The following is a 22,042-nucleotide window of genomic DNA, read 5'->3' as shown; positions in this document are numbered from 1 at the left end:
GTGGAATACCAATAGCATCATCGGTGCGATCCGCCAGCACACGGCGGTGTAACCATGCGCAAGGGACTGTTTATCGGCATTAACGACTACACCCATGTTTCGCGACTGAGCGGTTGCAGCAATGACGCCATGGCCATGGCTTCGGTGCTGAAGACCGACGCGAACGGCGATCCGAATTTCAAGAACGTGGTGCTGACGTCCGCAGAGGACTACCTGAGCCGGGAAAAACTTGAAGACCAGATTCGCGAACTGTTTTCCGGCGACTGCAACGTCGCCCTGCTGTATTTCGCCGGCCACGGCAGCTTCGATGTCGACACCGATGAAGGCATGCTGATCCCGCAGGACTATCGCACGGCCAAGGACGGCATCCGCATCAGCGACGTTCTCAACTGGGCCACCAAAGCCACGCGCATCAAAAACAAAGTGATCATCCTCGATTGCTGCCAAGGCGGCTCGGCCGGTGAGGTCCGAGCCTTGCGCAGTGAAAGCAGCGTGGTCGGTGAAGGCATGACCATTCTCACCGCCTGCAAAAAGGAGGAGCCGGCCATGGAGGGTACGCAACATGGCGTCTTCACCGCTTTGTTGTTGCAGGCCCTGCACGGTGGGGCGGCGAACATTCTCGGCAAAATTACCCCCGGCAGCCTGTATTCCTTTGTCGACAACGCGCTCGACGCCTGGGAACAGCGTCCGGTATTCAAGACCAACGTTTCGCAGTTCATTTCCTTGCGCGAGGTCTCGCCGCTGATCCCCAAAGAGATCCTGCGCAAGTTGCCGGAATGGTTTGCCGAAGCCGAGTCGATGTTCGCCCTCGATCCCAGCTACGAACCTACCGAAACGACATTCGACCCGGAGCACGGCGAGGTCTTCGCGCAACTGCAAAAGTGCAACCGCCACAGCCTGATCGAACCGGTCGATGCCGAGCACATGTATTACGCCGCCATTCACTCCACGGGCTGCCGCCTCACCGCACTCGGCGCCTATTACCGCGAACTCGCCATAAAAGGACATTTCTGATGCCGGTTTTCATCAGCTACCGCCACATGGATCGCCCGCAGGCCATGGCTATCAACAGCCGACTGATACAGGCCAACATCAAGACTTACCTTGATGTGCTCGACCCGGAATCGCAGACCACCGACGACATCACCGGCGTGATCACCCGCAACATCACCGAGTGCACGCACCTGCTGGCGGTGGTTTCGGAGCAGACTGCGCTGTCGTGGTGGGTGCCGTTCGAAATCGGCGAAGCGACCATCAGCAACCGGCGGATCTGCTCGTTCCGCACCGGGCAAGCGCAGTTGCCGGAGTATCTGGACAAGTGGCCGAAGCTGAGTACGGCCAATGATCTGAATTTCTTCATTGATGCCTATCGTGAAGAGGTGTCGAGCAAGCGCTCGATGACGCTGGATTCGAGCAACGAATCCTTCAGTGGTACCTATAAGCGCAACGCCGATCTGTTCCATGAACAACTGAAAAACCGGATTCGACGCGGTTTTTGAAGCCGATCAACAGCCACAAAAAAGCCGACATCATTGTCGGCTTTTTTTTGTCGGTCACTGCTTCGGTGCGGGGGGCCGGGTGCAGCGGCTGGCGGAGCAGACGGCGCTGGCGCCGCAGTCCCCGGCGCGGCCGGTTTCGGTGCGGCGTCGTCGAACAGGTTCAAGCGTTCGCGCAACTCGTGGGCCGGTACCGGTTGCTGATCTGCCGGCAACGCGTTCGGATCGACCGGCGTCGCCGGAGCGGCGCCGTTCTGACCTTCGGCAGCAGGTTTGGCCGCATCGGCCCCCTGCGAGCCTTCGATGGCCGCTTGCGCCTTTTTGGTCAGGACCACGATGTCGATGCGGCGGTTGACCGGGTTGAACGGGTTTTCCTTGTCGAACAGCGCCGACGAGGCATAACCGACGACCCGCGCCACCTGCGAATCCGGATAGCTGCCTGCCACCAGCGCACGCCGCGCGGCGTTGGCACGGTTGGCCGAGAGCTCCCAGTTACCGAAATCACCGGTGCCGGTGTACGGCTTGGCATCGGTGTGACCGCTGATGCTGATCTTGTTCGGCACCGCTTTGATGGTGTCGGCCATGGCCAGCAGGATGTCTTCGAAGTAAGGCTTCAGCCGTGCCGAGCCCGAGTCGAACATCGGCCGGTTTTCGGCGTCCATGATCTGGATGCGCAGGCCGTTCGGGGTGATCTCGAACAGGATCTGATCCTTGAACTTCTGCAGCTGCGGGTTCTCGTCGACCTTGTTCTGCAGTTCCTGCAGCAACAGTTCCAGGCGTTCTTTTTCGACCTGCTCGGCCATGCCTTCGACCTGCTCGGTGTCGACCGTGACCTTGTCCGGTTGCGGCTGCGATTTCACTTCAGGGTTGAGGGTGTTTTCCGGCGCCAGGGTCGGTGTGCCGCCCAGATCGATGATGTACGGCGTGCCGCTTTCGGAGAAGCCGACCGGGTCCTTGAAGTAACCGGCGATGGCGATCTTCTGCTCCGGTGTTGCGGTGGACAGCAACCACAACACCAGGAAGAACGCCATCATCGCCGTGGCGAAGTCGGCGAAGGCGATCTTCCACGCCCCGCCGTGATGCCCACCGGCTATGCGCTTGACGCGCTTGATGATTATCGGCTGATTATTTTCCATGGCTTAGCGACCGCGAACGGCTTGTTCCAGCTCGGCGAAGCTTGGACGGTGCGCCGGGTACAGAACCTTGCGCCCGAACTCCACCGCCAGCGATGGCGGCATGCCGGAAGCCGACGCCACCAGCGAGGCCTTGATGGCTTCATAGACGTTCAGTTCTTCCTTGGCATCGTGGGCCAGGGAATGCGCCAACGGGCCGAAGAAACCGTAGGCCGCGAGAATACCGAAGAAGGTACCGACCAGAGCCGCACCCACGTGCAGACCGATGGATTTCTGATCGCCTTCACCCAGGGACGCCATGGTCACCACGATACCCAATACCGCCGCGACGATACCGAAACCGGGCATGGCGTCGGCGATGCCGTTCACCGCATGGGACGGGTGCTCAAGGTCTTCCTTGAGGCTGTAGAGCTCCATGTCGAACAGGCCTTCCAGCTCATGCGGAGCCATGTTGCCGGAGGACATGATGCGCAGGTAATCGCAGATGAACGCGGTCATGCGCTCGTCTTTGAGCACGGCCGGGTACTTGGCGAAGATCGGGCTCGCGGCAGCGTCTTCGATGTCGCCTTCGATGGCCATCATGCCTTCGCGGCGGCTCTTGTTGAGGATCTCGTAGATCAGGCCCAGCACTTCCAGATAGAACGTGTGGCTGAAACGCGAACTGAACATGCTCAGGGATTTCTTGAGCACGTGCATCGTCATGTAACCGGGGTTGGCCTGCAGGAATGCACCGAGGGCCGCACCACCGATGATCATCACCTCGAAGGGCTGGATCAGGGCGGCAATTTTGCCGTGGGAGAGCACGTATCCGCCGAGCACGCTCGCGAACACGACGATGATGCCGATAATTTTAGCCATAGGTAGAAAGTACTTGTTTAAGTCGGGTTCAAGGTCATATTCGGAAGTTAAAAAATCTCTTCTTCTACTTATCGGCAAAACTGCGCCAGACTATAGCCAGTTCAGGCGAAAAGCCAATTTAGCCCATGCCGGGCGCGTCTACAGTCAGTGAAGATCCCGTCCAGACATGGCTAATGAAACGAACGTCCCACCCGTAAAACCGACCACCCTCGAAGGCTGGGTCAAGCTGCTCGACAGTGTCCGGCTGCCCGTGCCGCAAGAGGCTCACGACAAGGTGTGCCGCGCGATCCGTGACAACCGCAGTTCGCTGCGCGACATCGCCGACCTGATGCAGGACAGCCCGGCACTGGCCTTGAGCATCATCCGTGAGGCGAATCGTCACACCCACGGCACCCTGGCCGCACCGGCGGAAAATCTCGAGGTGGCGATCAACCGCCTGGGCCTGGCGCGTACCGAAGAATTGCTCGCGCGCCTGCCGGTCGAACCGCAGATGCAAATCCCCAAAGCCCTGCGCCAACTGCAAATGATCAGCCAGCACGCCACACAACAGGCCAACGGTTTTTTTGCCAGTCGCCTCGCGCGTCTGTGGCAGGACATTCATTGGGGCAGCCTGTTGTTTCTGTCGCCATTATGGCCGCTGGCGCTGACGTTTCCCGAGTTGCTCGAAGAGTGGGAGCTGCGGGTGATCCACAAGGGCGAATCGGCGCTGGTGGTCGAGAAGCAACTGTTTGGCGTACGCCTGCTGAAGATCGCCGAGGCACTGGTACAGGTCTGGCACCTGCCGATCTGGGTGCAGCAAGGCTATAAACTGCTGCTCAGCGAACAGCGCGAACTGGTGAAAGTGCTGCGTATCGCCCGCGACAGCGAGCATCCGCTGCGCCAGCAGAATCGCCTCGATGACGATCCGACTTTGCGCCGCTGGCTCAATCAACCGGCCAACACCGTATTGCTGGCCAACGGTCTGGCGCTGTCGGCGCAACAGGCCTGGGACAGTCCGCACAGCGAGCGCTGGCAGTACCTGACCAGCCTTTATCTGCAAATCTCGATGGATGAAGTGCAGCAGCAGTTGCACCAGCAAGCCGCCAACAGTGCGCGCCAGCATGCCATGCCCGATCTGTGGCACCCGGCCGTTTCATTATTGTGGCCGTGGGGTACCCATCGTTTGCCGGCCGGGATGCTGCCAGCGGCCGCGCCGAGTGCCGAGGACCTGACGCAGTGGCGCCGGCAATGCGCCGAACTGCTGGCCGAGCCGAGCCGCTTCACCAATGCCATGAGCCTGACCGTCGCCGCGCGCGATGCGCTGGTCGCCAGCGGCATGCGTCGGGTGATGATTCTGATGGCCGACCGCACGCAGTCCAATCTGCGCGTACACCAGACCTTCGGTTTGCCGAAGGAAGCCGCCGCGCTGAATTTTGTCGTCAGTCAGAGCAAAGTCCTGCAACGGTTACTCGCGCAGCAGGCACAAGTACGGATCAACCCCGAGAACAACGCACAGTTTTCCGCATTGTTGCCGCCGGGCCTGCGTTCGCTGTTCCGTGGCGAGCACCTGTTCCTGCGCTCACTGGTCAATAACGGCCGAGTGATCATGATCGTCGTGGCCGATCAGGGCGGCGGGCCGTTCGCCGACATCACCGTGCAGGCATTCGGCAAAACTGCACAATGCATCGAGAAAGCCCTGCACAGCTTTAGCAGCCGTGGCCGATGAGGCTGCGCTACAATCCCCCCCTTTGTGCTCTGGAGACCTCACATGTCTGACTTCTCTGGCTTGCCGCTCGTCATCGAGCCGAGCGACCTGCTCCCGCGTCTCGATTCCCCTGAACTGATTCTGGTGGATCTGACCAGCCCTGCCCGTTATGCCGAAGGTCATCTTCCCGGCGCACGCTTTGTCGACCCGAAACGCACCCAGCTCGGCCAGCCGCCGGCGCCGGGACTGCTGCCGGCCAAAGCCGATCTGGAGGCGTTGTTCGGTGAGCTGGGGCATCGCCAGGATGCGGTCTACGTGGTCTACGACGACGAGGGCGGCGGTTGGGCCGGACGTTTCATCTGGCTCCTGGATGTGATCGGTCACGACAAATACCACTATGTCGACGGCGGTCTGCCGGCGTGGCTGGAAGCGGGCATGCCGATGTCGATCCAGGTGCCGCCTGCGGTGGGCGGCCCGGTGGCGCTGACCCTGCACGAAGGGCCGACCGCCACCCGCGAATACCTGCAAAGCCGTCTCGGCGCCGCCGATCTGGCGATCTGGGACGCACGCGGGCCGCTGGAATATTCCGGTGAGAAAGTCCTGGCCGCCAAGGGTGGACACATCCCCCGGCGCCGTGAACTTCGAGTGGACCGCCGGCATGGACAAGGCGCGTCAGCTGCGGATCCGCACGGACATGCCGCAGATCCTCGAAGGCCTCGGGATCACCAAGGACAAAGAAATCATTACCCACTGCCAGACCCATCACCGGTCGGGCTTCACTTATCTGGTGGCCAAGTCCCTCGGTTATCCGCGGGTCAAGGGCTACGCCGGTTCCTGGGGCGAATGGGGCAACCACCCTGATACGCCTGTCGAGATTCAAGGTTCTAAGGACAACTAATGAAAGAGCGTCTGTTTATCCTCAGCCAGTACCTGCTGCCTCATCACCTGCTGTCGCGTCTGGCCGGCTGCATTGCCGAGTGCCGCGTGCGCTGGTTCAAGAATGCCTTCACCCAGTGGTTCGCCAAGCGTTACCAGGTGGACATGTCGCAAGCGCTGGTCGAAGACCTGACCGCCTACGAGCACTTCAATGCCTTCTTCACCCGTGCCCTGAAAGACGGCGCGCGTCCACTGGACCAGACCCCGGGCGCGATCCTCAGCCCGGCCGACGGCGCGGTCAGCCAGCTCGGCCCGATCGAACACGGTCGTGTGTTCCAGGCCAAGGGCCACAGCTTCAGCGTGCTGGAGTTGCTCGGCGGTGATGCGGCGAATGCCGCACCGTTCATGGGCGGCGACTTCGCCACCATTTACCTGTCGCCGAAGGATTACCACCGCGTGCACATGCCGCTGGCCGGCACCCTGCGCGAAATGGTCTACATCCCGGGCCGGATTTTCTCGGTCAACCAGACCACCGCGGAAAACGTGCCGGAACTGTTCGCCCGCAACGAACGTGTGGCGTGCATTTTCGACACCGAGCGCGGGCCGATGGCCGTGGTGCTGGTGGGCGCGATGATCGTCGCTTCGATTGAAACCGTCTGGGCCGGTCTGGTGACCCCGCCGAAGCGTGAGCTGAAAACCTTCCGCTACGACGAAGCTGCCCGTGCGCCGATTCATCTGGAAAAAGGTGCAGAACTGGGACGCTTCAAGCTGGGTTCGACCGCGATCGTGCTGTTTGGCCCGGATCAGGTGAAATGGGCTGAAGAGTTGGTCGCCGGTTCGCCAGTACAAATGGGTCAAGGCTTGGCACTGCCAAAAGCCTGAGACATCAGCGCCCCCGCGTAGGAGCTGCCGCAGGCTGCGATCTTTTTGCATCTAATCAACGGTAGGCCGTGGCAATGCCTTTGCGTTCTTCAAGGCACTCCGGTGCCCCCATCTCGAACTCGCGACAGATCAGCGGACGTCGTTCGTAGATCGTGCACATCATGCTGTCGCGATCCAGCGCCGCGCACCAGCCGTCGTCCAGACGCAGCATCACTTCACCGCCCCACTCATCGTTATCGATAAAGCGCTCAGGCACGCCGGTGTCGGTGATCAGCATCACTTCAAGCTGGCAGCAGCACGCCGCGCAGGTCGAGCAGGTGACCGCTGGCTCGGTGATTTGCTGGTGGGGAATGGTTTTCATGCCGGGCAGTGTAAGGCAGCCGCCGGTTGTCGTGTGAAAGGTCTGACAGACGCTCAGTGGCTCAAGCGCCGCGCCATGGCATGCAATAACGGAAACAGCAGGGCCCACAGCAGGCCGATGCCGATCAGGGTCGGCACTTCACCGTAGGGGAATCGCACGCCGGCCAGATGTCCGCCGCCGTAATAGGAGACAGCGCCGCCCACTGCGCCGAGTCCGCTGGCCAGCCACCAGGGACGGGCGCTCCACCGCAGGCAATGCCGCAACGTGGTGGCGAGCAAGGCCCAGAGCAGCATCAGCCACAGCGGAATCAGCGGCGACAGATCCTGGAATTCGAACACCCCGGCAGCCCGCAACAGGCTGTCTACCGCCGTGCCGACAATCACCACGCTGAGGATCAAGCGACCTTCCGCCGCCCAACTGCTGATCCAGCCCAGATGAATCACCAGCACCGCCAGCGCCAGCAGCAGCCACAGACTGTTGCCACCGATGACACAAGCCAGCCAGCCGACCTGAAACAGTACGGCATTGGCCACTCGCTCAAGCATCGAAGCGCCCGAGCAACGGCGCCGGCATGGCCGCCGGTTTCGCCAGCAGCAATTGCGCCGTGCCGATGGTGCGCTCCAGAAAACCGCCTTCGCAGTAGCACAGGTAAAACTCCCACAGCCGCAGGAAGTAATCGTCGTAACCCAATTCACTCAAGCGGCCGTGGGCGCGGCGAAAGTTTTCGTGCCACAGGCGCAGGGTACGGGCGTAGTGCAGGCCGAAATCTTCCATGTGCAGCAGGTTCATGTCGGTCTCGCGGCTGACCACTTCAAGCATCTTTTGTACGCAGGGCAGGGCACCGCCGGGGAAGATGTAGCGCTGGATGAAGTCGACGCCGCGCTTGGCCTGCTCGTAGCGCTGCTCGCGGATGGTGATTGCCTGCAACAGCATCAGGCCGTTGCTCTTGAGCAGGTGCGCGCATTGTTTGAAGTAGGTCGGCAGGAAGCGATGGCCAACCGCTTCGATCATTTCGATCGACACCAGTTTGTCGTACTCGCCGGTGAGGTCGCGGTAATCCTTGAGCAGCAGCGTCACCCGATCCTGCAACCCCAGGGCTTCAATGCGCTTGGCGGTAAACGCGTACTGCTCTTTCGACAGGGTCGTGGTGGTGACGCGGCAACCGTAATGCTGCGCAGCATAGAGCGCCATGCTGCCCCAGCCGGTGCCGATCTCCAGCAGGTGGTCTTCGGGTTGGAGCGCGAGCTTCTGGCAAATCCGTTCCAGCTTGTTCAGTTGAGCCTGTTCCAGGCTGTCCTCGGGCGTGAGGAACTGTGCGGCTGAATACATCATGGTCGGGTCGAGAAACTGTTCGAACAGATCGTTGCCCAGGTCATAGTGCGCGGCGATGTTTTTCTGCGAGCCCTTGCGCGTGTTGCGGTTGAGCCAGTGCAGGCCTTGCACCAGTGGCCGGCTGAGGCGGGCCAGACCGCGTTCCATGGCGTCGAGTACGTCGAGGTTGCTGACGAACACGCGCACCACCGCGGTCAGGTCCGGCGAACTCCAGTAACCGTGGATAAACGCTTCACCGGCACCGATCGAGCCGTTGCCGGCGACCATGCCCCACACCGCCGCGTCTTGCACATGGATTTCACCGAGCAGGTGGCTGCCCGGCGTACCGAACATCAGGCGTTCGCCGTCCTCGACCACCAGTAATTGCCCGTGTTTGAGTCGGCTCAGTTGCCGCAATACGCCGCGCCGCAGCAGCGAGCCGGTCAAGCCGTTGGTGCTGAAGCGACTGACAGTCAGGCTAGAGGATTTCATGGCGGTGCTCCTTGGGAGGCACAGTGGCGATTTGGAAGCTGCCGTCGGCAGCCTGATGAGCAAAAATCGGCGCGCGTTTGAGCAACAGGCGCAGGGCTTGCCAATAAATGGCCAGACAGGTTTTCGCGGTCATCCACGGAAAACGCCGCAAGTAGCGGTGCAGGCTGCGGCGATCAAGGGGCTCGCGTTGCAAGTTCAGCGTGGCGTCGAACAGCTTGAGGTCGCCCTGCCAGTCGGCCATGTGCACGCCGAGGTTTTGCGCAGCCGGGCTGAAACTCATGCGGTACTCCAGATCGCGCGGCAGGAACGGCGAAACATGAAAGGCCTTGGCCACGGCGAAATGCTGATGAAAGTCTTGCAAGTGGGTCGGCGTGCGGGCGGGCAAAACGTAGTGATAACGTTCGCGCCACGGCGTGTTGGTCACTTCGCAAAGAATCGCCGCCAGTTGCCCGTCGGCTTCGTGACAATAAAAGAAGCTCACCGGATTGAACGCCAGACCCCAACTGCGCGGCTGGGTCAGCAGGCAGACCGAACCTTGCGGCTGATAGCCAAGGGCGCCTGCGACCTGCTGGCGTACCGCGTCGATCAGGCGCATGCCGCTGGCGGTAAAGGCTTTCAGGTAATCGGTTTCGCGAAACGAAAACGGCGCAAAACGGCTGCGGCTGGCAAACGGCGACAGTTCGAACACGGCGTCCTGTTCGGCCAGATCGAGGTACAACAGTCCGATGCGGTAGCGGAATTCGTGGCGTCTGGGCGCAAAGCGCCGATGACCGATCCAGCCGCTGTACAGGGCGCTGTTCATAAGCTTTCCCCGAACGCGGCGGCCACGCGCAATGCGCTGACCACGCCGTCCTCATGAAAGCCGTTAGCCCAGTAAGCGCCGCAGTAGTGGGTGTGCTGCTGACCGTCGATTTCGGCCCAGCGGTTTTGCGCCGCAACGGCCGCAAGGCTGAATTGCGGGTGGGCGTAGGTGTATTTGGCGAGTACCTTGAACGGGCTGATCCCGGCGCTCTGGTTGAGGCTGACGCAGAACGTGGTGTCACTCTGAATGCCCTGCAGGATGTTCATGTCGTAAGTGACTGCCGCGTGAGTATGGCCGGCGCCGCTCAAGCGATAGTTCCAGCTGGCCCACGCCAGTTTTCGGGTCGGCAGCAGACGGGTATCGGTATGCAATACGACTTCGTTATCGGCATAAGGCAGGGCGCCGAGGATCGAGCGTTCATTATGGTTGGGCGTGCCCAGCAGTCGCAGGGCTTGATCGCTGTGACAGGCGAGTACGACCTTGTCGAAACGCTCGATGCCGGCCGGGCTGTGGATAACCACGCCGTGTTCATCGCGATCGATGCGCGTCACCGGACAACTGAGACGGATCTTGTCCTTGAATGTAGCCGTCAGCGGCGCGACATAAGCACTTGAGCCGCCCTCGATCACTTGCCATTGCGGGCGGTCACTGACTGACAACAGGCCATGGTTCTTGAAGAAACGCACGAAGAATTGCAGCGGAAAATTGAGCATCTCGGCCATCGGCATAGACCAGATCGCCGAGCCCATCGGCACGATGTAGTGCAGGATGAAACGTTCACCGTAACCGCCAGCCTTGAGGTAATCGTCGAGGGTGGTGTCGGCGGCGATCCGCTGTTCGGCGAGGTCGCGCTGGGCTTCTTTATTGAAGCGCAGGATGTCGCGCAACATCCCCCAGAAGCCCGGTGACAGCAGGTTGCTGCGCTGGGCGAACAGGCTGTTGAGGTTATTGCCGTTGTATTCCAGGCCGGTGTCCGGGTCGGTCACCGAGAAGCTCATTTCGGTCGGCTTGAACGACACACCGAGCTGGCCGAGTAAACGAATGAAGTTCGGGTAGGTCCAGTCGTTGAACACGATGAAGCCGGTATCCACGTGGTATTCGCGGCCGTCGACGGTTACCTGCACGGTGTGCGTGTGGCCGCCCACCCAGTCGCTGGCCTCGAACACCGTGATGTCGTGGCGGCGATTGAGCAGGTAGGCGCAGGTCAGGCCGGCGATCCCGCTGCCGACAATGGCAATCTTCATATCGGGTCTCGCAGCGGTGGGTTGCTGCGCACCATGCGCTTGCCGATCGCCAGTTGCAGGCGCGCCGGCAGCTTCGACAGTGGCCACAGCGCCGCCATGAACAGTGCGGGAAAGGCGATCTCCAGCGGACGATCCTTGAGCTTGGCGAAGATGTGCCGCGCGGCTTTATCCACAGGCCAGCTCAACGGCATCGGGAAGTCGTTTTTCGCGGTCAGCGGGGTTTCGACAAAACCCGGGCTGATGATGGTGACTTCGATGCCCTCGACGGCCAGATCGATGCGCAGCGATTCGAACAGATAGCGCAGCCCGGCTTTCGACGCGCCGTAGGCTTCGGCCCGAGGCAGCGGCAGGTAGGTCACGGAGCTGGCCATGCCGACCAGATGCGGCGCGGTACCTTTGCGCAACAACGGCAGGGCGGCTTCGATGCAGTAACTGCTGGCGAGCAGGTTGGTACGCACCACGTATTCGATGATCGAGGCATCGAACTGTCGGGCGTCCACGTATTCGCAGGTGCCGGCATTGAGAATCACGCTGTCCAGTGACCCCCAGGCCTGTTCGATCTGCTGACCGATTTCGCGCACGGTCTGACTGTTGGTCAGATCGCCCGCCACCACCAGCACTTGCCCCGGATAGCGTTGCGACAACACTTTGAGTGGTGCCACTTGCCGCGAGCTGACGGCCAGATGCGCGCCGCTTTTCAGAATCTCTTCAGCCAGTGCTGCGCCGATGCCACTGCTGGCACCGGTCAGCCAATACCGCCGCGGAGGTGTACGACTCATCCCATTCTCCTTTTCAACCAGGCGATCGCCCGGCCCAATACGGGTAAATGTTCATACAGCATGGCCCCGGCATCGAAATAATCCCGGTGGCGATAAACCTTGTCTCGCCAGAGCAGGTGCGAACACCCGGCGACGCGAATCAAACGGCCGCCGGCCAGACGCGGGTGGCGGTAACTCATGACCCAGCGCAAGTAGCCTTCGCCGTCAGCGATCTGGTCGAAGCCGTGGAAATCGAAGCGCAGCTCGCTGACGTTGGCATACAACTCGCTGAAGTAATGGCGCAGTTGTTTCAAACCCTGCACTTCATGCAGCGGGTCGGTGAAGTGAATGTCATCGCTGTACAGCTCGCCCAGGCGTTGCAAGTTGTCTTTGTTCAACCCGGCAAACTGGTGGGCGAAGCGGCGCAGGAATTCACTCATGGACCTCTCCTGTAGACGAGCGCGACGGCAGGTTCTTGAAAGCCGCCAGCGCGCGTTCGCGCGAAGCCCCGAGATTGACGATCGGCGCCGGATAGTTGGCGACGCCGAACAGTCCGCCGGCGCTGGCCGGGTCATGTACTTCTTTCTTGTTGAGGCCAGCCAGCTCAGGCAGCCAGTGCTTGATGAACAAGCCTTCGCTGTCGAATTTTTCCGATTGGCTGATCGGGTTGAAAATACGGAAGTACGGTGCCGAATCAGTACCGGTCGAAGCGCTCCATTGCCAGCCGCCGTTGTTCGCTGCCAGGTCGCCGTCGATCAGGTGACGCATGAAAAAACGCTCGCCTTCACGCCAGTCGATCAACAGGTTTTTGGTCAGGAACATCGCCACCACCATCCGCAGACGGTTGTGCATCCAGCCGGTTTGCAGCAATTGGCGCATGGCCGCATCAATGATCGGCAAACCGGTGCGCGCTTCTTGCCACGCGGCCAGATCGTCCGGCGCATCACGCCAGGCCAGGGCCTCGGTTTCCGTGCGAAACGCGCGGTGACGCGATACCCGTGGGTAGCCGACCAGAATGTGCTTGTAGAACTCACGCCACAGCAGCTCGTTGATCCAGGTCACCGCGCCGACCTTGCCGCTGTCGAACTCGCCCTGATTGTTTTGCAGGGCCGCATGCAGGCATTGGCGCGGCGATATCACTCCGGCGGCCAGATAGGCCGAGAGTTGACTGGTGCCGGGTTTGGCCGGGAAGTCGCGTTCGCTCTGGTAGTAGTCGATCTGCGCATCGGTGAAGGTGTCGAGACGGCGTCGGGCTTCCTGTTCGCCAGCCGGCCACAGGGCGCGCAATGACTCGCTCGGTGGTGCAAAACCTTTGATTGACGCCGGCACCGGATCGCTGTCGACACTCAGCTTCGCTTGCTTGCCGGGGGCTTTTACCAACGCTGGCACCGAACGATGCAGGCGCTCATAGCAAACCTTGCGGAACTGGCTGAACACCTGAAAGTAAGTTTCGGTTTTGGTCAGTACCGTGCCGGGTCTGAACAGCAGTTGATCGAGGTAGCTGTGAAACGCGATGCCTCTGGTTCTCAGGGTCGCGGCGACTGCGGCGTCGCGCTGGCTTTCGTGGACGCCGTATTCTTCATTGGCGTGCACGGTTTCCACGTTCAGTTGCCGGCAAAGCTCAAGCAACACCGCCGGTGCCTGATCCCAATGGTCGGCAGTGCGCAGCAGCAACGGGATATTCAGCGCACCAAGGCTGGCACTCAATTCACGCAGGTTGCGCAACCAGAAGTCGATCTTGCACGCCGCGTCGTCATGTTCCAGCCACTGCTGCGGGCTCAACAGATACACGGCAACCGTCGGGCCGCGCGCAGCGGCAGCCGCGAGGGCGGTGTTGTCATGTTGGCGCAAGTCGCTGCGCAGCCAGATCAATTGCATCGCGGTTTCCATTAAATCAGCCCACGCTGAACGAGTACCTGATGGGCCGAGAGCGAATCTTCGGCCAGGATCAAATCAGCGATCTCAAGGGGTCTTACGGACAACTCGGTCTGGTGGATGCATACCGTTGGTCCGACGAGCATTTTTGCCGCGCTGATGCCGTTCAGCAGTTTCGGCAACTGCGCCAGGTTCATTGCCTTGCTGGAATACAGCAGTACTCCTCGCGCTTGCAGATGATCGACCGCCAGCGCCAGTTCTCCGGCCGGAAGAGGCCAGTCGAACACTTGTACCGGACAGTCGGCACTGCTGATCAGCCACGCGCAGAGCCACAGGTGTGGTTCCAGCGCCAGGTCCGAGTGATTGATCAGCAGCAGCGGTGCAGCGTGCAATTGCCGATTGTTATGGTAGATGCGCGCGCCGAATTTGCTGCGCAACCACGAATAAAAGAACACACGCTCCATCTGCGCACCGAACTGTCCTTGCCAGCGCTGTTCGAGTTCGGCCAGCAGCGGCAGGAGTAATTGCTCGCACAGCGTGCGTGGCGGGTACAGGGCCATGGCCTGGTTGATGCTGTCGTCGAGATTGCGCTCATTGAGCTGGATGACGGCGCCAAGCAAGGACTGACGCTGTCGTTGCCAGTCATTCTCCACCGTCTCGGTGAAGGCTTGCGGCGCGTCGAGCAACGGTTTGACCTGACTGACCGCCACGCCTCGGTTGAGCCAGGTCAGAATGGTCAGGATCCGTTGCACATGTTCGCTGGAGTACAGGCGATGGCCCTTGGGCGTGCGCTGCGGCACGATCAACCCGTAACGGCGCTCCCAGGCGCGCAGGGTAATGGCGTTGACGCCGGTCTGCCGCGCCACTTCGCGGATGGGCAGCCAGCCCTCGTCGAGGGCTTTCTTGAAGTCCGCACCGAGGTCTTCCCGGGCGCTGCTGTCGAGTGTGTCGTTCATCAAATGGCGTTTCGCAGGCTGAGGTTTTCCGGATGCGGCTGCAGGTACACCTGTTGCGCGATGTACGGATCCGGGTGTTGGCGAAAATGATGTTTGAGCAAGGTCAGCGGCACCACCAGCGGCACGATGCCGTGACGGTACTGGCCGATGACATGTTGCATTTCCTGTTTGTCTTCAGGGCTGATCGCCTGTTTCAGATAGCCGCTGATGTGCTGCAGGACGTTACTGTGGGTGCGGCGGGTGGCGCATTTCTTCAACGCGCTCATCAGCTCGCTGAAATAGCGCGGGCCGAGTTCGACCGGATCGGTCTGGGCCATGTTGCCCAGCAATTTGCCCAAGGCTTTGTATTGCTCAGGGTTGTGCGCCATCAACAGATATTTGTAGCGCGAGTGGAATTCGGTCAGTGCGCGGCGGCTCAAGCCTTGTTTGAGCACTTGTTGCCAGGCGCTGTAGGCGAGTACGCGGGTGATAAAGTTCTCCCGCAACACCGGATCGTTCAGACGTCCGGCTTCTTCCACCGGCAGATCCGGGTGCTGTGCGCAGAACGCCTGGGCATAGATGCCACGGCCGCCGCCATTCACCGGCGCGCCGTTGGCGTGATAGACCTTGACCCGCTCCAGACCGCATGAAGGCGACTGTTGCATGAAGATGTAGCCGCAGATGTCATTGAGCTCGCCGGCCATTTTCTGCCCGTAGGCTGCCAGCGGTTCGGTGACATTGATCTGCGGATTGACGGTGCCGACCGCTTCAGGAGCGTCCGGATCCCCGACCAGCCGGATCGGCTCGCGAGGAATGCCCAGGCCAATCGCGACTTCAGGACAAACCGGGACGAATTCGAAATGCTCGGCGAGTGTGCGGCTGCACAGCCGCGATTCCTTGTGCCCGCCGTTGTAGCGCACTTCGGCGCCCATCAGGCAGGCGCTGATGGCGATTTTGGGCCGCAAAGCAGAAAGATCGGACATGCACACCTCGAATCTATTCCTGTACAGGTATTTATTTCTGTACAACTTTTCCTCAGCATAGATTCATGCGTGTACAAGTCAACTCATTTGTATAAGTTTTTCCAGGTTTAACGCTCTCAACTGTGGGAGCGAGCTTGCTCGCGAAGGCGTCGGATCACGGGGAGTGTTTACTTCCAGCCCTGGAGCCATTCAGTCGAAATTTTCAGGCGCTGCCATTCAAGCCTTTCGCTGCGCTGCGTCAGGACTGCCTGCAACTCGATCTCCAGCACCGTACCTTCCTCATCACGGAACAGCTCGGTGACCAGAAAATGCTTTTCACGGTTTTGCGGGTGGGCTGCTGTCCACTTCGAGAGCAGCAGCTTTTGCGGATTGATGCGGTTCATTGCAGGTGTTCGTGCAAACGGCGTGCAGCTTCCTGACCACTGAGCCAGGCCCCCTCGACGCGCCCCGACAGGCACCAGTCGCCGCAGGCATACAGGCCCAGATCGGCGTCGGCCAGCGTGCCCCATTCGTGGCCGGTCGCAGGGCGCGCATAGAGCCAGCGGTGGGCGAGGCTGAAGGTCGGCGCGGGCATGGCGCTGTGCAGCAGTTCGGCGAAGGCACCGTGCAGTTGCTCGATCACCGCTTCCTTGGGCAGGTCGATGTGTTGCCGGCTCCAGGCGCTGCTGGCGTGCAGCACCCAGGTGTCGCACGTCGTGTCACGTCCCGGTTTGCTGCGGTTGCGTGCCAGCCAGTCGAGCGGGCTGTCCTGCACAAAGCAACCTTCGATCGGTGTGTCCAGTGGCGTATCGAAGGCGAGGGCGACGGCCCAGGTCGGGTCCATTTTCACCCCGGCGGCCGCGCCGGCGAGTTTCGGTGCAGCGGCCAGCAATGCAGTGGCTTGTGGCGCCGGAGTGGCGATCACCACATGGCTGAAGGGACCATGGGTGAAGCCTTCGGCGTCCTGCAAATGCCAATGTTCTTCGCCGCGAAACACCTCGGTGATGCGGCAGGCAAAGTGCACTTCCAGGCCATTGAGCAAGCCGCGGGTGATGGCGCTCATGCGCGGCGTGCCGACCCAACGGGTCTGCTCGTCCGGCGACAGATTCAATTGCCCGCCCTGACAGGTGTAGAGCTGCGGTTGCCATTCGGCGACCCAGCCCTGGCTTTGCCAGCGCTGCACCTCGGTGACGAAGCGTCGGTCGCGGGCGGTGAAATATTGCGCGCCCATGTCCAGAGAGCCGGCGTCGCTGCGTTTGCTCGACATGCGCCCGCCGCTGCCGCGGCTTTTGTCGAAGAGCTGGACGGTGTGTCCGGCCTCTGTCAGCGCCTGCGCGGCGGAGAGTCCGGCGATGCCGGTGCCGATGATTGCGATAGGTACAGTCATAGGGGCCTCGTTTACCTTTCTGTACAGACTACGCCGTCAATGAAACCTGTACAATTTTGTTTTTTGGTATAACTTCTAGCGTTCTCGTTCTGACAGCTTGGCCTATGGTTAAACAATAGAGCCTGCCCGATAGAAAAGATCCCTGCTTATAAAAAATAGACTAGTGATCCGGGTAAAACGCCACGCGAGGAAGATGTCATGCGCATATTGCTGACCGGCGGTACTGGTTTGATCGGACGTCAGCTCTGTCAGTATTGGTCCAGGCAAGGCCATCAACTGACGGTGTGGAGTCGGCGTCCGGAGAAAGTCGCGCAGATCTGCGGTGCGCAGGTGCGTGGTATTGCTCGTCTCGAAGACTTCGGCAACGAGCCACTGGACGCAATCGTCAATCTGGCTGGAGCACCGATCGCAGATCGGCCATGGACCCATCGGCGCAAAGCGTTGTTGTGGAGCAGCCGCATCACCCTGACCGAAACCCTGCTGGCGTGGCTGGAAGCGCGACAACAGAAACCGGCGTTGTTGATTTCCGGTTCTGCAGTCGGTTGGTACGGTGACGGCGGTGAGCGCGAGCTGACCGAGGATTCACCGCCGGTGATCGACGATTTTGCCAGCCAGTTGTGCATTGCCTGGGAGGAAACCGCGCAGCGTGCCGAAGCGTTGGGCGTGCGCGTGGTGCTGGTACGAACCGGGCTGGTGCTATCAGCCGAGGGCGGCTTTTTGTCGCGGCTGTTGCTGCCGTTCAAGCTTGGCCTGGGCGGGCCTTTGGGCAATGGTCGGCAGTGGATGCCATGGATTCATATTGATGATCAAATCGCCCTGATTGATTTTCTTCTGCACCGCGATCAGGCGAGCGGTCCTTATAATGCCTGCGCACCGAAACCGGTGCGCAATCGCGAGTTTGCCAAGACGCTGGGCAGCGTGCTGCACCGTCCGGCGTTCATGCCGATGCCGGCCCTGGCGCTGAAGGTCGGGCTTGGCGAAATGTCATTGCTGTTGCTGGGCGGCCAACGGGCCGTGCCGGCACGCTTGCTGGAAGCGGGTTTCACTTTCCAGTTCACGGATTTGCGCGCGGCTCTGGATGATCTCTCCGGCCGCCTTTGAAATAGGACGATGCATGACCGATCACGCCTTGCTTCTGGTCAACCTGGGCTCCCCGGCCTCGACTTCGGTGGCCGATGTACGCAGCTACCTCAATCAGTTTCTGATGGACCCGTACGTGATCGACCTGCCGTGGCCGGTGCGGCGACTGTTGGTGTCGCTGATCCTGATCAAGCGCCCCGAACAATCGGCCCATGCCTACGCGTCGATCTGGTGGGAGGAGGGTTCGCCGCTGGTGGTGCTGAGCCGTCGTCTGCAACAGCAGGTGACCACCCAGTGGACCCATGGCCCGGTGGAACTGGCCATGCGTTACGGCGAGCCGTCGATTGAAACGAAATTGCTGGAACTGGTCGCCGCCGGGCACAAGCGCATTACGCTGGCGCCGCTTTATCCACAGTTCGCCGACAGCACCACCACCACGGTATTCGAAGAAGCCAAGCGGGTGATTCGCGAGAACAAGCTCGACGTGAAACTGTCGGTGCTGCAACCGTTTTACGATCAGCCGGAATACCTCGATGCACTGGTCGCCAGCGCCCAACCGCACTTGCAGCAGGATTACGATCACTTGCTGCTGAGTTTTCATGGTTTGCCGGAGCGGCACCTGACCAAGCTCGATCCGACCGGCAATCACTGCTTCAAAAACGAAGACTGCTGCAAGAATGCCTCGCCGGCTGTGCTGGCCACCTGTTACCGCGCCCAGTGCCTACGCACCGCCTCCGAGTTCGCCAGGCGTGCGGGCATTGCCGATGGCAAATGGTCGGTGTCGTTTCAGTCGCGTCTGGGGCGGGCGAAGTGGATCGAACCCTACACCGAGGCGCGGCTGGATGAGCTGGCGAAAAGCGGCGTGAAAAAGATGCTGGTGATGTGCCCGGCGTTTGTCGCCGATTGCATCGAGACGCTGGAAGAGATTGGGGATCGCGGCCAGGAACAGTTCCGCGAGGCGGGGGGCGAGGAGCTGGTGCTGGTGCCGTGCCTGAATGACGACCCGCAATGGGCGAAGGCGTTGGCAACCCTGTGTGAACGAGCGCCGTTGGCCCTCTGAAAGCATCGCGAGCAGGCTCGCTCCCACAGGGGATCTTCAGCGCACCGAAGATCAATGTGGGAGCGAGCCTGCTCGCGAAAGCTATCTGTCAGACAATAAAGATCTAAAGCCTTAGATCAGCGGCTCATCCGCCTTCTTGTGCTTCCAGCTGTCATTGCCCGGCAGGATCAGGTTCAGCGCAATCGCCACCACCGCGCACAACGCGATGCCTTTGAGGCCGAAGTCATCAGGGCCGGTGCCAGTGCCGACCAGCACACCGCCGATGCCGAACACCAGAGTCACCGAGACGATCACCAGATTGCGCGCTTCGCCCAGATCGATCTTGTGGCGGATCAGGGTGTTCATCCCCACTGCGGCAATCGAGCCGAACAGCAGGCACAGAATCCCGCCCATCACCGGCACCGGAATGCTTTGCAGCAGCGCGCCGAACTTGCCGATGAACGCCAGGGTGATGGCGAAGATCGCCGCCCAGGTCATGATTTTCGGGTTGTAGTTCTTGGTCAGCATCACCGCGCCGGTCACTTCGGCATAGGTGGTGTTCGGTGGGCCGCCAAACAGGCCGGCGGCCGTGGTAGCGATGCCGTCACCCAGCAAGGTGCGATGCAGGCCCGGCTTTTTTCAGATAGTCACGACCGGTCACGCTGCCCACGGCAATGACGCCGCCGATGTGCTCGATGGCCGGCGCCAGCGCCACCGGAACGATGAACAGGATCGCCTGCCAGTTGAACTCGGGTGCCGTGAAGTGCGGCAGGGCGAACCATGGCGCGGCAGCAATCTTCGCGGTATCGACCACGCCGAAATAGAACGACATGGCAAAACCGACCAGCACCCCGGAAATGATCGGCACCAGGCGGAAAATGCCTTTGCCGAACACCGCCACGATCAACGTGGTCAGCAGCGCCGGCATCGAGATCATCATCGCGGTCTGGTAATGGATCAGCTCGGAACCATCACCCGCCTTGCCCATTGCCATGTTCGCGGCAATCGGCGCCATCGCCAGGCCGATGGAGATGATCACCGGACCGATCACCACCGGTGGCAGCAGACGGTCAATGAAGCCGGTGCCTTTGATCTTCACGGCAAGGCCGAGGAAGGTATAGACGAAACCGGCCGCCATCACGCCGCCCATGGTCGCGGCGAGGCCGAACTGGCCCTTGGCGAGAATGATCGGAGTGATGAAGGCAAAGCTCGACGCGAGGAACACCGGCACCTGACGCCCGGTGACGATCTGGAACAGGATCGTTCCCAGACCCGCGGTAAACAGTGCCACGTTCGGGTCAAGACCCGTGATCAGCGGCATCAGCACCAGGGCGCCGAAAGCCACGAACAGCATCTGGGCACCGGACAGCACCGTGCGCCAGAGCGGATCGTTGAACTCTTGCTGCATGTTTACGCGTCCTTCTGCTTGGTGCCGAAGATCTTGTCACCGGCGTCGCCAAGCCCAGGGATGATGTAACCGTGCTCGTTCAAACGCTCATCGATGGACGCGGTGTAGATGGTCACGTCCGGGTGAGCCTTTTCTACGGCAGCAATGCCTTCCGGCGCTGCGACCAGCACCATCGCGCGGATGTCCTTGCAGCCGGCTTTCTTCAACAGGTCGATGGTCGCGACCATGGAGCTGCCGGTGGCGAGCATCGGGTCGATGATCATCGCCAACCGTTCGTCGATTTCCGGAACCAGTTTTTCCAGGTAGGTGTGCGCTTGCAGGGTTTCTTCGTTGCGGGCGACGCCCACTGCGGAAACCTTGGCGCCCGGGATCAGACTCAGCACGCCTTCGAGCATGCCGATGCCGGCGCGCAGGATCGGCACGACGGTGATCTTCTTGCCGGCGATTTTCTCCACCGACACGGTGCCGCACCAACCTGGAATATCGTAGGTTTCCAGGGGCAGGTCTTTGGTAGCTTCATAGGTCAACAGGGCGCCGACTTCCTGAGCAAGCTCACGGAAATTCTTGGTGCTGATGTCAGCGCGGCGCATCAGGCCGAGTTTATGGCGGATCAGCGGATGGCGGATCTCGAGGATGGGCATGGAAAAACTCCGGCGGCGGGCAAAAAAACCGGCCTAGATTAATCTATCCGAGGGTGATGTCCTATAGGACATTGAGTACGTTAGTCCATTAACGCTTGATTCGACCTCGCGGGATGCGTACCTTTGCCCGCTTTTCCAATTCCGCCACCCCTGGAGAGCGCCATGTCCGCTGATCTCGAGCATATCCGTCAAATCATGCGAGAGGCTGACTGCCTGTACACCGAAGCTGAAGTCGAGGCCGCCATCGCCCGCGTCGGTGCACACATCAACGAACAACTGGCCGACAGCAACCCGGTGGTGTTCTGCGTGATGAACGGCGGCCTGATTTTCTCCGGCAAACTGCTGACTCATCTGCAGTTCCCGCTGGAAGCCTCCTACCTGCACGCCACCCGTTATCGTAACGAAACCAGCGGCGGCGACCTGTTCTGGAAAGCCAAGCCGGAAGTCTCATTCATCGACCGCGACGTGCTGATCATCGACGACATTCTCGACGAAGGTCACACCCTGGGCGCGATCATCGACTTCTGCAAACACGCCGGCGCGCGCAAAGTGCACACCGCCGTGCTGATCGACAAGGACCACGACCGCAAGGCACGTCCTGACCTGAAGGCGGACTTCGTCGGCCTGCCGTGCGTTGACCGCTACATCTTCGGTTACGGCATGGACTACAAAGGCTACTGGCGTAACGCCAACGGGATCTTTGCCGTTAAAGGCATGTAAGCAAGATCAAAAGATCGCAGCCTTCGGCAGCTCCTACAGGAGATTTGGGTGCGGGCAGTTCGGAGAGTGGTCGGCTGTCAGGCCGCCTTCGCTGGCGA

General features: G+C 60.9%; 21 protein-coding genes and 3 pseudogenes. 8 read left to right on the top strand and 16 right to left on the bottom strand.

Annotation, left to right across the window (positions count from 1 at the left end):
* Positions 1 to 54 precede the first annotated feature (54 nt).
* Both HT737_RS10350 and HT737_RS10345 read left to right on the top strand, forming a co-directional pair.
* The gene (locus HT737_RS10350) at positions 55 to 1,014 is read left to right on the top strand and encodes a caspase family protein (RefSeq protein WP_182402456.1); all 960 of its coding nucleotides are present in this window, start codon (positions 55 to 57) and stop codon (positions 1,012 to 1,014) included.
* A complete protein-coding gene (locus HT737_RS10345) occupies positions 1,014 to 1,499 on the top strand; it encodes a toll/interleukin-1 receptor domain-containing protein (protein ID WP_047290971.1) in 486 nt (161 codons plus the stop codon). The genes HT737_RS10350 and HT737_RS10345 overlap by 1 nt, the downstream gene beginning before the upstream one ends.
* An 89-nt stretch (positions 1,500 to 1,588) precedes the next feature.
* Here the strand turns inward: HT737_RS10345 and motB are convergent.
* Positions 1,589 to 2,632 (bottom strand): annotated as a pseudogene (motB, locus tag HT737_RS10340) (flagellar motor protein MotB); the annotation flags it as partial.
* Between the two features lie 3 nt (positions 2,633 to 2,635).
* Positions 2,636 to 3,487: a flagellar motor stator protein MotA gene (gene motA / locus HT737_RS10335; RefSeq protein ID WP_007952169.1), complete on the bottom strand. Its 852-nt coding sequence runs from the start codon at positions 3,485 to 3,487 to the stop codon at positions 2,636 to 2,638.
* Between the two features lie 166 nt (positions 3,488 to 3,653).
* Here motA and HT737_RS10330 point away from each other — a divergent pair, with 166 nt between their 5' ends.
* The 3 genes and pseudogenes from HT737_RS10330 to asd all read left to right on the top strand — a co-directional run bounded on the left by HT737_RS10330 (position 3,654) and on the right by asd (position 6,929).
* Positions 3,654 to 5,192, top strand: a complete 1,539-nt coding sequence (locus HT737_RS10330; protein ID WP_182402454.1) for an HDOD domain-containing protein — start codon at positions 3,654 to 3,656, stop codon at positions 5,190 to 5,192.
* Positions 5,193 to 5,234: 42 nt separating this feature from the next.
* A pseudogene (rhdA, locus tag HT737_RS10325) lies at positions 5,235 to 6,069 on the top strand (thiosulfate sulfurtransferase).
* Complete coding sequence (gene asd / locus HT737_RS10320) at positions 6,069 to 6,929, top strand: archaetidylserine decarboxylase (protein WP_047290967.1); 861 nt, start codon at positions 6,069 to 6,071, stop codon at positions 6,927 to 6,929. The pseudogene rhdA and the gene asd overlap by 1 nt, the downstream one beginning before the upstream one ends.
* A gap of 55 nt (positions 6,930 to 6,984) precedes the next feature.
* On the opposite strand, the gene HT737_RS10315 is transcribed toward asd, so the two are convergent.
* From HT737_RS10315 to HT737_RS10260, 12 genes are all read right to left on the bottom strand, one after another.
* On the bottom strand, positions 6,985 to 7,290 hold the full coding sequence (locus HT737_RS10315) for a YkgJ family cysteine cluster protein (RefSeq protein ID WP_047296498.1): 306 nt from the start codon (positions 7,288 to 7,290) through the stop codon (positions 6,985 to 6,987).
* Positions 7,291 to 7,343: 53 nt separating this feature from the next.
* The gene (locus tag HT737_RS10310; protein WP_182402452.1) at positions 7,344 to 7,835 is read right to left on the bottom strand and encodes a DUF2878 domain-containing protein; all 492 of its coding nucleotides are present in this window, start codon (positions 7,833 to 7,835) and stop codon (positions 7,344 to 7,346) included.
* On the bottom strand, positions 7,828 to 9,093 hold the full coding sequence (locus tag HT737_RS10305; protein ID WP_047296494.1) for a cyclopropane-fatty-acyl-phospholipid synthase family protein: 1,266 nt from the start codon (positions 9,091 to 9,093) through the stop codon (positions 7,828 to 7,830). The genes HT737_RS10310 and HT737_RS10305 overlap by 8 nt, the downstream gene beginning before the upstream one ends.
* Positions 9,080 to 9,895: a DUF1365 domain-containing protein gene (locus tag HT737_RS10300; protein WP_182402450.1), complete on the bottom strand. Its 816-nt coding sequence runs from the start codon at positions 9,893 to 9,895 to the stop codon at positions 9,080 to 9,082. The genes HT737_RS10305 and HT737_RS10300 overlap by 14 nt, the downstream gene beginning before the upstream one ends.
* Positions 9,892 to 11,139 carry an NAD(P)/FAD-dependent oxidoreductase gene (locus HT737_RS10295; protein ID WP_182402448.1) on the bottom strand — a complete coding sequence of 416 codons (1,248 nt, stop codon included), beginning with the start codon at positions 11,137 to 11,139 and terminating at the stop codon, positions 9,892 to 9,894. The genes HT737_RS10300 and HT737_RS10295 overlap by 4 nt, the downstream gene beginning before the upstream one ends.
* Positions 11,136 to 11,918 carry an SDR family oxidoreductase gene (locus HT737_RS10290; RefSeq protein WP_182402446.1) on the bottom strand — a complete coding sequence of 261 codons (783 nt, stop codon included), beginning with the start codon at positions 11,916 to 11,918 and terminating at the stop codon, positions 11,136 to 11,138. The genes HT737_RS10295 and HT737_RS10290 overlap by 4 nt, the downstream gene beginning before the upstream one ends.
* A complete protein-coding gene (locus HT737_RS10285) occupies positions 11,915 to 12,337 on the bottom strand; it encodes a nuclear transport factor 2 family protein (RefSeq protein ID WP_047296486.1) in 423 nt (140 codons plus the stop codon). The genes HT737_RS10290 and HT737_RS10285 overlap by 4 nt, the downstream gene beginning before the upstream one ends.
* Positions 12,330 to 13,775, bottom strand: coding sequence for a deoxyribodipyrimidine photo-lyase (gene phrB, locus HT737_RS10280; protein WP_182402444.1), 1,446 nt, complete (start codon positions 13,773 to 13,775; stop codon positions 12,330 to 12,332). Before phrB ends, HT737_RS10285 begins: the two co-directional genes overlap by 8 nt.
* Positions 13,776 to 13,786: 11 nt before the next feature.
* A complete protein-coding gene (locus HT737_RS10275) occupies positions 13,787 to 14,728 on the bottom strand; it encodes a MerR family transcriptional regulator (protein WP_047296481.1) in 942 nt (313 codons plus the stop codon).
* Positions 14,728 to 15,690: a DUF523 and DUF1722 domain-containing protein gene (locus HT737_RS10270; protein ID WP_041072444.1), complete on the bottom strand. Its 963-nt coding sequence runs from the start codon at positions 15,688 to 15,690 to the stop codon at positions 14,728 to 14,730. Before HT737_RS10270 ends, HT737_RS10275 begins: the two co-directional genes overlap by 1 nt.
* 167 nt (positions 15,691 to 15,857) lie before the next feature.
* Positions 15,858 to 16,073 carry a TIGR02450 family Trp-rich protein gene (locus HT737_RS10265; protein WP_095668334.1) on the bottom strand — a complete coding sequence of 72 codons (216 nt, stop codon included), beginning with the start codon at positions 16,071 to 16,073 and terminating at the stop codon, positions 15,858 to 15,860.
* Positions 16,070 to 17,056 carry an NAD(P)/FAD-dependent oxidoreductase gene (locus tag HT737_RS10260; protein ID WP_047296478.1) on the bottom strand — a complete coding sequence of 329 codons (987 nt, stop codon included), beginning with the start codon at positions 17,054 to 17,056 and terminating at the stop codon, positions 16,070 to 16,072. Before HT737_RS10260 ends, HT737_RS10265 begins: the two co-directional genes overlap by 4 nt.
* A 198-nt stretch (positions 17,057 to 17,254) precedes the next feature.
* Here HT737_RS10260 and HT737_RS10255 point away from each other — a divergent pair, with 198 nt between their 5' ends.
* The gene (locus HT737_RS10255; RefSeq protein ID WP_047296476.1) at positions 17,255 to 18,157 is read left to right on the top strand and encodes a TIGR01777 family oxidoreductase; all 903 of its coding nucleotides are present in this window, start codon (positions 17,255 to 17,257) and stop codon (positions 18,155 to 18,157) included.
* Positions 18,158 to 18,170: 13 nt separating this feature from the next.
* Positions 18,171 to 19,196 carry a ferrochelatase gene (hemH, locus tag HT737_RS10250; protein ID WP_182402442.1) on the top strand — a complete coding sequence of 342 codons (1,026 nt, stop codon included), beginning with the start codon at positions 18,171 to 18,173 and terminating at the stop codon, positions 19,194 to 19,196.
* Between the two features lie 111 nt (positions 19,197 to 19,307).
* On the opposite strand, the pseudogene HT737_RS10245 reads toward hemH, so the two are convergent.
* Both HT737_RS10245 and upp read right to left on the bottom strand, forming a co-directional pair.
* Positions 19,308 to 20,583, bottom strand: a pseudogene (locus HT737_RS10245) (uracil-xanthine permease family protein).
* A 2-nt stretch (positions 20,584 to 20,585) separates the two neighbouring features.
* Complete coding sequence (gene upp, locus HT737_RS10240) at positions 20,586 to 21,224, bottom strand: uracil phosphoribosyltransferase (protein ID WP_041072432.1); 639 nt, start codon at positions 21,222 to 21,224, stop codon at positions 20,586 to 20,588.
* Between the two features lie 162 nt (positions 21,225 to 21,386).
* On the opposite strand from upp, the gene HT737_RS10235 reads away from it, so the two are divergent.
* The gene (locus tag HT737_RS10235) at positions 21,387 to 21,944 is read left to right on the top strand and encodes a hypoxanthine-guanine phosphoribosyltransferase (protein WP_041072430.1); all 558 of its coding nucleotides are present in this window, start codon (positions 21,387 to 21,389) and stop codon (positions 21,942 to 21,944) included.
* Positions 21,945 to 22,042 lie beyond the last annotated feature (98 nt).

Source organism: Pseudomonas sp. MD195_PC81_125 (assembly GCF_014060985.1).
Taxonomy (GTDB): Bacteria; Pseudomonadota; Gammaproteobacteria; order Pseudomonadales; family Pseudomonadaceae; genus Aquipseudomonas; species Aquipseudomonas parakoreensis.
Note: the sequence above shows the minus strand (reverse complement) of the source record. Positions and strands in the feature narration are given on the sequence as shown.